9 protein-coding genes are annotated in these 13170 nt (G+C 41.2%); 6 read left to right on the top strand and 3 right to left on the bottom strand.

What is annotated here, in order from left to right:
• Positions 1-13: 13 nt before the first annotated feature.
• From IEY40_RS16080 to IEY40_RS16070, 3 genes are all read left to right on the top strand, one after another.
• On the top strand, positions 14-1021 hold the full coding sequence (locus IEY40_RS16080; protein WP_188957947.1) for an NAD-dependent epimerase: 1008 nt from the start codon (positions 14-16) through the stop codon (positions 1019-1021).
• An 11-nt stretch (positions 1022-1032) separates the two neighbouring features.
• Positions 1033-1911: a UTP--glucose-1-phosphate uridylyltransferase GalU gene (galU, locus tag IEY40_RS16075; protein ID WP_188957945.1), complete on the top strand. Its 879-nt coding sequence runs from the start codon at positions 1033-1035 to the stop codon at positions 1909-1911.
• Between the two features lie 437 nt (positions 1912-2348).
• Positions 2349-4820: an EAL domain-containing protein gene (locus IEY40_RS16070; RefSeq protein WP_188957944.1), complete on the top strand. Its 2472-nt coding sequence runs from the start codon at positions 2349-2351 to the stop codon at positions 4818-4820.
• Between the two features lie 398 nt (positions 4821-5218).
• Here IEY40_RS16070 and IEY40_RS16065 read toward each other — a convergent pair whose 3' ends face one another.
• Both IEY40_RS16065 and IEY40_RS16060 read right to left on the bottom strand, forming a co-directional pair.
• Complete coding sequence (locus tag IEY40_RS16065) at positions 5219-5440, bottom strand: DUF2375 family protein (protein WP_160053997.1); 222 nt, start codon at positions 5438-5440, stop codon at positions 5219-5221.
• 200 nt (positions 5441-5640) lie between these two features.
• Positions 5641-6030: a Cd(II)/Pb(II)-responsive transcriptional regulator gene (locus tag IEY40_RS16060; RefSeq protein ID WP_188957942.1), complete on the bottom strand. Its 390-nt coding sequence runs from the start codon at positions 6028-6030 to the stop codon at positions 5641-5643.
• 76 nt (positions 6031-6106) lie between these two features.
• On the opposite strand from IEY40_RS16060, the gene IEY40_RS16055 reads away from it, so the two are divergent.
• Positions 6107-8164 (top strand): TonB-dependent receptor plug domain-containing protein, encoded by a 2058-nt coding sequence (locus IEY40_RS16055; protein ID WP_188957940.1) that lies wholly within the window; start codon positions 6107-6109, stop codon positions 8162-8164.
• 46 nt (positions 8165-8210) lie between these two features.
• Here the strand turns inward: IEY40_RS16055 and IEY40_RS16050 are convergent, their stop codons facing one another.
• Complete coding sequence (locus IEY40_RS16050) at positions 8211-9620, bottom strand: MBL fold metallo-hydrolase RNA specificity domain-containing protein (RefSeq protein WP_188957938.1); 1410 nt, start codon at positions 9618-9620, stop codon at positions 8211-8213.
• 211 nt (positions 9621-9831) lie between these two features.
• Here IEY40_RS16050 and IEY40_RS16045 point away from each other — a divergent pair, with 211 nt between their 5' ends.
• Complete coding sequence (locus tag IEY40_RS16045; protein WP_188957936.1) at positions 9832-10515, top strand: DUF6933 domain-containing protein; 684 nt, start codon at positions 9832-9834, stop codon at positions 10513-10515.
• Positions 10516-10620: 105 nt separating this feature from the next.
• On the top strand, positions 10621-13089 hold the full coding sequence (locus IEY40_RS16040) for an alpha/beta hydrolase family protein (protein ID WP_188957934.1): 2469 nt from the start codon (positions 10621-10623) through the stop codon (positions 13087-13089).
• Positions 13090-13170: the final 81 nt, after the last annotated feature.

Below are 13170 nucleotides of genomic sequence, written 5' to 3'. Positions count from 1 at the left end.
TAAGTGAGTTTGTATGAAGTTTTTAGTGACAGGGGCTGCTGGGTTTATTGGCTCTGCAGTATGCAAAGCCTTGTGTAAAGCAGGTCATGATGTTGTGGGGGTTGATAACCTTAATGAATACTATGATGTTGGTTTAAAGCATGCCAGGTTGGCTCATATTGGCCATGATTTATCATTTTCATTCGTCACACTCGATTTAGCTGATAGCGTTAAACTTAATGGGTTATTTGCTTCACATGGATTTAATCGGGTTATTCATCTTGCTGCGCAAGCTGGGGTAAGGTATTCACATGAACAACCAATGGTGTTTGCCGAAAGTAATTTGGTGGGCCATTTAGCAATATTAGAAGCTTGCCGTCATCATAAAATAGAGCATCTTGTTTATGCGTCATCGAGTTCTGTTTATGGCTTGAACGATAATATTCCCTTTACGACCCAACAAAGTGTTGATCATCCTATTTCGCTCTACGCCGCAACGAAAAAAGCCAACGAATTAATGAGTCATAGTTATTCTCATTTATATGGCTTGCCCACCACGGGTTTACGGTTTTTTACTGTGTACGGCCCTTGGGGGCGTCCAGATATGGCATTGTTTAAGTTTACTAAAGCGATTTTAAATGGCGAACCTATTGATATTTATAATTATGGTGATTTAAGTAGAGATTTCACTTTTATCGATGATATTGTTGAAGGTGTTGTTCGCGTGCAAGAGAAAATACCTCAAGCAAATGATTGCTGGAGTATGAGTGATGATCCTTTGTCTCAGAGCAGTGCCCCCTACCGAGTGTATAATCTTGGTAATGGAAAACCGGTGAAGTTATTGGATTTTGTTGAGGCGCTTGAAGATATCATTGGCATTAACGCGGTTAAAAATATGCTGCCATTACAGTCTGGTGATGTTCATGCCACCTGGGCTGACTCAAGTGAGTTGTTCGATTTAATTGATTATAGGCCCACAACAGATATCCGAGAGGGAATAGGTAAGTTTGTGAGTTGGTATAAAAAATATTATAACATTTAAAAGGAGTTGAGATGAAAGTTGTTATCCCTGTTGCTGGTTTGGGTACACGCATGTTGCCTGCGACGAAGGCAATCCCGAAAGAGATGCTACCTATTGTTGATAAGCCATTGATTCAATACATTGTTAATGAATGTGTTGCTGCTGGTGTAAAACAGATTGTATTGGTGACTCATGCCAGTAAAAACGCCATCGAAAACCACTTTGATAAGTCTTACGAACTTGAATCACAGCTTGAGAAGCGTGTTAAACGACAGCTACTTGAAGAAGTGCAGGCTATCTGTCCTAAAGATGTGACTATCATGCATGTGCGTCAAGGTGAAGCAAAAGGATTGGGACATGCTGTATTATGCGCATACCCTTGTATCGGCAATAACCCCTTTGCTGTGGTGCTACCTGATGTGATTTTAGATGAATACACCGCTGATCAAAAAAATGAAAATTTAGCTTCTATGATTGCTCGATATAAAGCGACTTTTGCCAGTCAAATTATGGTAGCTCCTGTCCCTGATGATCAAGTGAATAAGTATGGTATTGCCGATTGTAATGGCGTTGAAATTGCTCCAGGTGATTCTGCTAAAATCAGCGCCATGGTTGAAAAACCTGCGATTGGTGAAGCGCCATCTAACTTAGCGGTTGTTGGCCGTTATGTTCTTTCAGAAAAAATTTGGCGATTATTAGCTAAAACACCAGCAGGCGCTGGCGACGAAATTCAATTAACTGATGCTATTGATATGTTAATTGAACAAGATACCGTTGAGGCGTTCAATATGACCGGAAAATCACACGATTGTGGCGATAAAGTAGGTTATATGGCTGCATTTGTTGAATATGGCTTGCGTGACCCTAAGTTAGGTAAAGAATTTAAAGAGCGAATAGCTGGCTTACTATAATATTATAACTCTAATTGTTTTTTGTTGTAAAAAGCCAGCAGGTACCATCTGTTGGTTTTTTACTTTTTACTTTTTACTTTTTACTTTTTACTTTTTACTTTTTACTTCCTTCAATTCAATTCAATTCAATTCAATTATCTTTTCTATGATAGCGTCAATTACTTGATAAAATTATCAAATTGAACGTATGATACGACTTGTCTGGATAACACTGATTATATTAGTGTTACCAGCATTATAGGTATTATTAAGTTATTGCGATAACGAGTTTGCATATCGTAGTTAAGTAGGTACTATGGTAAACATCATCACACAACTTTATAGACCTTACATAAAAAGGTTAGTGATAGTTAAGTCGAGCTTTAGAATAGGCTCAACGATGTGATGATTTGTACTAAAAGGCTATTGCCTGACAAGTCATAAGGATGTGGTAAGAAATGAATGGAATCATGATGACGCTTGAGAGCGCCGAAAAAAATCTACTTGGTCAATCTTTTCAATGGAAATGGAACATTGATGAAAAACTATTTTACAGCGAGCAGCTGTTAAAGATCATTTTTGGCCCTGAAAACCCAGGTTCTGTTAGATTCAGGTTACTTGTCGACTTATTAGACGCAAATCAGGCAAAGTATTTTAAACAGAATATAGAAACCAGCATATCCTCTCAAAATGTCGTTATCAGCCATTTAGTTTTTACCATCGCCAATATTCGGTACCTTGTTGAAGTCACCATTTATTCGAGTAATCTAAAATTGGTTGCTGGCAGTCTGTTTTTTAAGCGTTTATTACCATCAAAAAATCAAGAGGCTTCGATTTTAAAGAAGCTGTTTTATAAATCTTCGCGTTTGCTGTTTGTTTGTGATGATAACAACCAAATATTACTGATTAATCAGATGCTCGTTGAGTACCTTGGTTATGAGGAATACGAGGTTATTGGCCAAAATATTAGCGACTTTATTCATGATAAAAATAATGTGTTCCAGGAGTACTTATTTAATTGTGAAACCAATGGCATCTGGGATGGAGAGCTATTTTTTTATCATAAAGATAGGTCTTATGTGGCTTTTAAAGCCAATATATTGCATTACTCAGAATCAGATAAAAGTACGCTGTTAAATATTTTTCAGTTAAATAAGTTAGATTTTTCTTTCTCTGATATTGTGGAATTTTCTCAGCAAAAACCAAATTGGTATTGGAATAATAAATTTGATTTTTTCGATTCATTAGCCCAAATGCGCTCATTACAAAATAATCAAGAAAGCCTGGTTGTTTTTGTTATTAACACCTATTTTCACTCATCAAAAAATTCAATTTCCCCGAGATGGTTGTTTGACCAAGCAATCCCAAAGCTTAAGGCATTTAGGCATGTGGTTAAATTAGGTTTATTAAATGATGAACAAATTTGTGGCGCCTTTATTTCATCTAAATTAGTTAAGACGATCCACAGTGATTTAGCCGACATTTTTGACATATTGCTCGAAGAGAGTCAGTTACAGTTAGATCACAAAATTAAATGTCATATTGGCGTGTCGATTGATGGTGTTGATGCGAAAAACAATGAACAGTTGTTATCTAATGCACTACAAGCATTATCGACATCCTCTGTGGGGTTTAGCTATGTAAATGAGCATAAGGTTAAGTATTTTAATCCCAAAATCAATATCATTAATAACCGTAAATTAAAGTTAGAATCGGCGTTAAAAAGTTGTTTGGAGCATGACCAGATCTATGTGGTTTACCAGCCGATTATCAATTTAAAAACATTGAAAATTGAGAAGGTTGAAGCGTTGGCTCGCTTTAATATCAACACGACGGTTAAACATAGTATCCAGGAGTTGATTGATCTGGCTGAGGAAAATGATTGGATCAATATTATTGATAAAAAAGTGTTGCTCACTGCAATAAGCGAATTACCGACTTTAGCTGAGATGTTAGGAAATGATAATTTAGGTTTATCAATTAACCGTTCAATGATTAACAGTTCTAAAAACCGCTTTACCCTGGATGATACGGTAACGTTAATTAACTCGACAGGTATTGACCCTAGACGGATTACTATTGAATTAACAGAATCGGCAGTGTTTACAGATAACCAAACCATTCTGGATGATATTAAACATATTACCGACAATGATATCGTGCTGGCTATCGATGATTTTGGCTCTGGTTATACTTCGTTTACTGACTTATCTGTATTGCCTCTGAATTTAATTAAAATCAATAAGTTAATTACTGATGATATCGTAAAAGATAAGCAAAAGCGCTTAATGGTGAAAATGTTTACTCAATTTATTCACTCAATGGGTGGGGAAATTGTGATTGAAGGCGTTGAAGGCAGAGACGTACTCAAGGCTTTAGTTGAGATGGGGGTGAATTATGTTCAAGGCTATATTTTTAGTAAGCCGCTTTCGTTAATGGAGCACAGCAATACCGTTAGTAATATTAACGCCATTATAGACAATCTTCAGCTTAAGCTTCTTGTTAGCGACATGAAAAAAATACCCACGGTGATTGACTTTTTAATGCCCAAACCGCCTCTTGTTGAGCCTGATGAACGGATAGAGATGTTCATTGATATGTACGATACTACCGATGTCGTAATGGTACTTAATAGCAGTAAATGTATTGGGCATATTTCACAACATGAGGTTAACGCTGCCATTAGTCCGTATGTGAACACCAATGCCGAAACAAAACATGATCGATTAACCTTAACGAAAAGGGCGCATCAAATTATGGTGCCTGTCGAGTACACTTGTTATACCGATTATTCAGTAGAGTCATTAATTAAGCATTTTTGCTTATACCCTAAATCAGTCATGGTGGTTACCGGTAAAACAGGGATATTTTTAGGTGCTATTACAATGGAACAAGTCAAAGGGCATTTATTTAAGATGCTCCAAAAATGACTTGTCACCTAATGCACTGCGGATGGGGGAATTAAGCTCTGGCCAAGGGAAGAGTATAGCCGAGTCTGGTGCAAGTTATTGTGCAGTGTCTAGGTAGTGCTTAGGCAGCGTTTTTGAGGGCTGTGTGATATGAATCTGAGTTTTTTAAAGGATTATCATCGGGCTTTTATGAAAGGGCTAAGTGCAAAGTTACTTATTGCCGATATCGCATTTGCTAATGTTAACAGCAAGTGTTTACTCCAGTTCATGAATTGCCAGGTACCATTGGTCCTGGTAAATGTTTAAAGCACCTTTATGTAAGCATGTCTTTAAACCCGATAAAAATGTTTGTATTCATGCCAAACGTGTAACGTTATTTCTCCGCTGGTTCACCCGTTGCAAGTTATGTGTTGTTGCCTCTAGGCAACGTCAGTAAACTCAGATGCCACTCGATCACCCAATGCGTTTAACAGTTCTACTTCACCTTTAAATACTGCGACGATGATTTTATCCTCTTTGTATTCCATAGGGATAATTACTCGGCCGTTAACGCCAACTTCAAGATCGTATAACACTTCGGCTAAAGGCTTAATGGCAAGTTCTGCTGGGTAGTAAAGTACTGTGATTGTTTGTGTTGTCATAATGGTATCCATACAGTGTCTGAGAGCCAGACAGTCCTAAATAGCGTTTAAATTGAGTGTTGTTATCATGGTTTAACGCCCTGAATTTCGGAGCGTTAACAGTACAGTATACGCAACGGGTTAATTGAGCCGGATCATAGTCGTTTAGGCGCATGCAGTAAAGCGCTGCCACCCCTTATTTAATGATAAGTGCATTTAACCTATGACGATTTAAGTGTATGTAAAATACTGCAATCTTTTATCTGATGGTTTTGACAGCAAGTGGCTAGCGCGGCGAGTGATTGCTCTAGTAATGCGAGTTCCCGCTGAGTTTGTTGAATGCGTGCGAGTTGCTGGGCGATGATGTTGTCTACTAAAGCACATGAAGATTTAGGATCTTGCTGGGTATCCACAAGGCGCTTGATGTCATCTAATGCAATATTCAACTCTCGACAACGTCTAATAAAAATCAGCGTTTCAATGTCTTTTTGTTGATAAAACCGATAACCATTATCGCTGCGATTAGGGGCAGATAATAATCCAATTTGCTCATAATATCGGATGGTTTTTACCGAAACCTGGGCAATTGATGCCAATTCACTTATTTTCAACTTGACCTTCCAGTAGCTGTAACCTTTAAGCTCAATCATATCATTTTTAGATCATGTGTTGTTATAAGGAAGTTGTATGTTTAGCTATTGTGCTATGGCATCGTTAGTTTTGTCGCTAAGTGTTGTGGGGATAAGTCACGCAAGTGATGAGGTGCATTCGATTAACACGTCTGAGCAACACGCCTCTGACTCTCATGATGAACGTCATGCAGATGCTGATCATCATGAGCAGGGGCATGAAGATGAGCATGAACACGAAGAAGAAATGGAAACCATTGTGATACAAGCTACCCGTTCAGGCCGAATTGCCGATGAACAACCTATCCGTGTAGAAGTGGTTAACCGCGAAGAAATTGAAGAAAAAGCGGCAATGAGACCGGGCAACATTTCTATGCTGGTGGCTGAAACTGGCGGGGTGAGATTACAAACCACATCACCCGCGCTGGGCAGTGCCAATATTCGCTTACAAGGTTTGTATGGTCGCTATACCCAATTACTGGCTGATGGTTTACCGCTTTATGGTAACCAAGCGGCATCGATTGGTTTGCTGCAAGTACCGCCAACAGATTTAAGCCGTGTTGAAATTATTAAAGGCTCGGCATCATCGCTTTATGGTGGTTCTGCGCTTGGTGGAGTGATTAACCTTGTTTCTCGCACGCCTGGCGATGAATTGAATGGTGAAGTATTGGTCAATGGTACCACTCGCAATGGTCAGGATGTCACCACCTATGTGGAGTCGCCATTGAGCGAGAATGTAAAAGGGTCGATTACCGCTGGGGCGCATTATCAAGACGAGCAAGATATTGACGACGATGGCTGGATCGATCTGGCGGGGTATGAGCGTTATACCGTGCGTCCTCGGTTATTTTGGGAAGGCGAAGCGGGGCAAACATTGTATGTCACCAGCGGCTATATGACCGAAGATCGCACAGGCGGGACTCTCGATGATAACACGGTAGCCGATGGCACCTCGTTTGAGCAATCACAAGACTCTGAAAGGCTTGATGGCGGCTTGGTGTTTACCATGCCGTTATTAGAGACCTTAACCATGACCACACGCGGCTCGGCGATGGTGCAAGATCATGTGCATGTTTATGGTACTGATATTGAAGAAGATCAACATGAGAGTTATTTATTTGAAAACAGTATTGCAGGTTACACAGACAACAGTGATTGGGTAGTTGGTTTAGCGTATCAATCTGAAGTCTTTAGCTCAGATACTTTCCCTGAGTTTGATTATTCTTACGACGTCCCCGGCGCGTTTGCCCAGCTTGATTATGAATTAACCGATCAAATCACCACCTCTTACAGTGCGCGCATTGATGAACACAGCGAATACGGTACGCAATTTAGTCCAAGAGTGTCAGTACTTTACCGACCAAATGACTTAACCATAAGAGGCTCTTATGGTGAAGGCTATTTTGCCCCAACACCGTTTGTAGAGGAGATTGAGGCCGCTGGTTTATCAAGGCTCGCGCCTATTGATAACTTGCAAGAAGAGCGCGCTAAAACAGCGTCGCTTGATTTTACTTATCGTTTTGATGATGTAGAAACCAGTTTGACCTTGTTTGGTTCCAATGTGGATAACGTCACCACGTTAGAGTCTTTCTCTAACAACAGCAACGGCACATTAGACGCCGTGAGATTAGTCAATGCATCTGGTGAAAGCCAAATTCGCGGCTCTGAAGTGTTGCTACGTTATTATTTGGGCGATGTTAAACTCACGGCAAGCTATTTGTACTTAGATGCAACCGAGGAGTCTCCAGAAGGGACAGGGCGACGAGATATAGCCTTAACCCCAGAACACTCTGGCGGTTTTGTGGCGATGTGGGAGCAACATGGCAACTTTAGAGCAGGTTTTGAGGCCTATTACACAGGTACGCAGCGTGTAAATGATAATCCTTATATTGATGAAACCAATCCCTATTGGCATTTAGGCTTAATGGGTGAGATTACAGTGGGTAGCGTCAGTTGGTTTATTAATTTAGAAAACCTACTTGATGTTAAGCAAACCGACGAACACCCGATGTTGTTGCCTAGTCGCGCGCCTAGCGGCCAATGGACCACTGATATTTGGTCACGTAACGATGGCTTTATTGCTAACGCAGGCGTCAGAGTTAAATTTGGCCATTAACTTGTCATCTCACCGCTGAAATGTCGTTGATTGGTGTTGGGGGTTGTTATGCTTTACCTATCTCAATCTCTGCCATGGGTAACAATGCTTGATATGCTGAGGCTAACGCTTGTTTGGCCTCATCATCGCCGTGAACGATGCGAATGTGTTTAGGTTTATGGTGCATGCGTTTAACAAAGTTGCTGAGGTTGTGTTGGTCCGCGTGGGCAGAGTACCCGCCAATGGTATGAATGCTCGCTTTAATGTCGATGCGTTGTTCATCAATATACACATAGCCTCCTTGAGGACCATATTGTTGGATGTCTCGGCCAGTGGTGCCCTGGGCTTGATAGCCGACAAATAATATGTCGGTGGTGGCTTTGGGTAAAAAGCGGCTAAGGTAATTACTCATTCGGCCTCCCGTGCACATGCCCGATGCGGCAATGATGATGGCGGGTTTTTGCTTTGAATCTAAATAATTAATCACGGCTATATGGTCTTGGTGGCTGTCTATCGTAATGAGTTGTTCAAAGTCTAGCGGGTGACGACCTTGTTTGAGCTTTTGCTTTGCTTCGTTATCCCAAAGGTTTCTAAATTCTCGATATTTTTTAGTAAAGTTTGCTGCCATAGGGGAGTCGACAATAATGTCGATATTTTGCCACATGGGGTTATGTTGATTACGAAAAATAATGTGTTCAAACTCGTATAGCAACTCTTGTGTACGGCCAATACTAAAAGCAGGAATGAGCACCACGCCATTATCTTGAACAGCTTTTTCAATAATCCCTTTGAGTTGTTTGCTACGATCTTTGCGGCCTTGATGTTTTTTATCGCCGTAGGTTGACTCAATGACTAAGGTATCGGCTCTGTACGGGCTTTTAGGGCTAGCCAGTAATGGTGCGTAAGTTGCGCCTAAATCACCTGAAAATACCACTCGGTGTTTGTGACTCGGCCCTTTTAGGTCAAGTTCGACATAGGCCGACCCTAAAATATGCCCTGCAGGTTTAAACTTAAGCTTAATTTGCTTAAACGGCTGAGTCATATGGGGACTGAGGTTTATAGGCAGTGAAACCCATTGGCTATACTCAATAGGCACAATGAGCTTATTGAGTTGATTTAAACACGCTTGGATCAGCTTTTTATCGCGAGTCACACCGACTTTTAATGCATCTTCAATTACTAATGGCAGTAACGCCGCGGTTGCCGTTGTAGCGTAAATGGGCTGGTTAAAACCCGCGGCTAATAAATAAGGGATCCGCCCAACGTGATCAATATGACAATGAGTCACGATCAACGCGTTAATGTTGTCGATTGGGAAGTCAATTTGTAATTGATCTACTGAGTTTTTACCTGCGGTTTCCGCACCTTGAAATAACCCGCAATCAATAAGGTAGCTGCTTGGGTGCAGTGGATTTATGTCGAGTTGATGACATGATCCCGTTACGCCATTCACTGCGCCATGATGAATAATCTGCATATTAATCCTTTAATTGAGTCAGGTACGGTTAAATAACTTAGCAGTGGATCAGTGATTTAGCGAGAAAAGGCGATGACCTTGGCTTTAATGATAACAAGCGCTTACAAACTAAGTCGACGATTTCGGGTTAATCCCTTTTGTGTGGTGGTTGTTAATATCCTGTTGTTGGTATAATCAGATCAATTTTTGACATACGTTCGATGGATCACTGATGCTAGTGTTTAACTGTACCAAAGCTGCTGCAGAGTTTTTTAGTGTGACTCGCAAAGGCGAAGTGTTGTCTTGTTTAAAAGCTGCGCCGCATAAAACCATTGCTGAGTCAGTGGCTGCGCGAGCTTTCCCCGCAGATGTTGATCCACAAGAACACGATGGCACTCAATGGCATTGGGTAGTGCACTGTGTCACCGTTAAGCGCAAAAAATACTTATTAGTGATGGATTATGATAGCCGCTATTGCTTGACATTTTTGGCGACAAAAAAGGGCGATGAAATCGATTTTCTCAATATGTTTGAGAAAATGATGGTGTCGAATTTTACGTTTTTAGCCAACAAAAAAGGCGTTGACAGTGTCGAGGTTGATTTAGCCATCGCACGATATAACGATACATTTACGACCTGTGCATTTTATCTGCGAGGTGATCGCAGTGTGCAAGGGCATTTAAACGAGGTTGCCTGGCACTTAGAGCAACAATGTTATGACGGAATGCTGTTAATGCCTAATGAGTTTATTGATTTTAGCGTTTTTATGGGTAAATTCCCTCGAAATGCAAAAGGGCGCAGTAGCCACTTTTTTGCTAACGATGTGTTTATCGATACCTGGTTACAAGATCTTGATGTTGAAGATAGCCCGGTAGACACCACTAATCTGGTTTACCTCAGCGATTATCGAAAATAGATACTGTTCTCGATTAAAAATAAACAACCCACTGAGAACAAATTAACAGACCTATTAAAAACTGATTTACTACAGGCTGGTTTATTACAAATAAAAGGACGTGCAATGAAAGCTTTTTCTCTGGTGTTAACCAGTTTAGCCATGGCTGTTTCGGGCATGGCGCAAGGCGCCGAAATTGACGCTAAGCATATTGAGCGAATTGGCCCGGTGACACAAGTCTCTGCTACGGCATTATCTAAAAGCGCTCAGGCAGATGCCTTGCGTGCCAATTTGGTAGCAAAACTCAGCCAAGAGCATAAAGCCAGTAAGGTAAGAATATTTAATCAAGCGCTTTCATGGCAAACCGCTACATCGAAAGCCGAAGGTGAGGGCTGGTTAGCTTACCGTTTACCTGTTTCTACACAACGATTTACTCAAGGTACATTAACCGTAAAGGGCCTTGAAAACCCGCAGGTGTATTTGAATGGTCAGTTAGTAAAATCAGCAGATAAGGTTGAGCTTGAACTCGCTAATGGTGATTATCAACTCATGTTGCTTGCAGATGGATTGCAAAAAGAGGTGTCTTTTAGCCTTGATTGGCAGGGTAAAAGTGATGTCGATGGGCTCGATTTTAGCGCACAAAAAACACAGCGCGTATCAGCCGAGCAGCTTTTTGACTCCAAAGTTATCAGCAACTTAACCTTGTCGCCTAATGGTAAATATTTACTGCAATCCACCATTGAATATCAAACAGCCCAGGGTGATAAGCCTATTCAAGTGACCGAGCTACGTAAATTACCAGACAACAGCGTAATGTACCGTTGGCAAGATAATCGCCCTAGCAGCGCGGTGTGGTCTGATGATGCTAAGCAACTCGCATTTGTTGCCAATAAGCAGATTCAATTACTGAATGTGGCAGACTTAACCATCGATATCGCAGCAACTGAGCTTGATAATGTCTCAGGTTTGCAGTGGTTTGGCGACAGTTTACTCTTTAGTTGGGAAAAGCCCTTTAAAGCTGATGACAAAGCCACCTCTAAGCGTTTTCAAGCATTAGAAGATCGCTGGAGCTATTGGCGTAACAATAGTCAGTTATATCAATTAGATGTTGCGTCGGGTGTTATTCGTCAATTGACCGACAGTAAAATAACCAGTTCGTTATTAGACAGTAATGCAGATAAAGGCAGTTTGTTGCTCACTCGCTCATCTGTCGATTACAAACAACCCGCTCATGGCATCACTCAGCTAATCGAACTGAAGGTAGCTGATTTAAGCGAAACTCTGATTGGTGAATATCGTAGTTTCAGTGGTGCTTTGTATGCCGATAAGGGCATGTATATCACAGCTGGCCCACGCTTTATGGACGGCATGGGTATGCAAGATCCCAATATTGAGGTCAATGACTATGACGGCCAGTTATATTGGCGTGATGCCGAAGGTAAAGTGAGTGCATTAAGCAAAGACTTTGATCCATCAATTGGTAGCATGACCAAACTTGATAATGATGATTTATTGGTAACTGTTACCGAAGGCGACCGCTCACCGCTTTACTTGTTTGATAAGCGTAAAAGTCGCTTTAGCCAAATCGATACAGGTGTCGATATGGTAGATGGTTTTAGTGTGGCTGCAAAACAATCAACGCCGACGTTAGTCGTTGCGGGCACTTCGGCAACCTCGCCACAAAAAGCCTACAGCATGTCGCTTAACTCAAACCGTAAACAAGTGTTATTCGACAGCCAAAAACAACATTATGCCGATACGCGTTTAGGAAAGATCGAAGATTTTGATTTTACTAACAAACATGGGCATAACATTGACGGTCGCGTTTACCTACCTGCCGATTTTGATGCCAATAAAAAATACCCTGCATTGGTGTATTACTATGGCGGTACTTCACCGGTTGGGCGTCACTTTACAGGACGTTGGCCATTTAACTTGTGGGCAGCACAAGGCTATGTGGTGTACGTGTTACAACCTAATGGTGCAACAGGTTACGGCCAGGCTTTTAGCGGACGTCATGTTAATGCCTGGGGCAAGTACAGCGCAGATGACATTATTGAAGGCACTAAAGCATTCTTAAACGCTCACAGTTATGTTGATGCAAAACGTGTGGGTAACATGGGCGCGTCTTATGGCGGCTTTATGACTATGTATTTGGCCACGCAAACCGATATTTTTGCGGCGTCGATGTCGCATGCGGGGATCAGTAATTTGTCATCGTATTGGGGACATGGCTGGTGGGGCTATGGCTATTCTGGTGTAGCAAGTCGTGGCAGTTTTCCATGGAATAATCCTGAGCTTTATGTCGAACAAAGCCCGCTTTATCATGCTGATAAAATCTCTACGCCGTTATTACTTATACACGGTAATAGCGACACCAACGTACCTGTAGGTGAAAGCCATTATATGTACACCGCGCTGAAGTTATTAGGTAAGGAAGTTGAGTTGGTGGAGTTTAATGATCAAGACCATCACATCAATACCCGCCAAGCACGCTTTGATTGGTGGAACACCACCATGGCCTGGTTTGATATGAAACTCAAAGACGAACCTCAGTGGTGGAATAGCCTTTATCCTGAGACTGCAGATAAGTAGTTAACTCTTATTACCTATGCAAATGCATGTTAATAGCATATTAAAGATCATTAGGCTGTCATTATTAACTCAACGCTCTGA

This window comes from Shewanella ulleungensis (genome assembly GCF_014648315.1).
Taxonomy (GTDB): domain Bacteria; phylum Pseudomonadota; class Gammaproteobacteria; order Enterobacterales; family Shewanellaceae; genus Shewanella; species Shewanella ulleungensis.
This window is presented reverse-complemented; position numbering and strand designations above follow the sequence as displayed.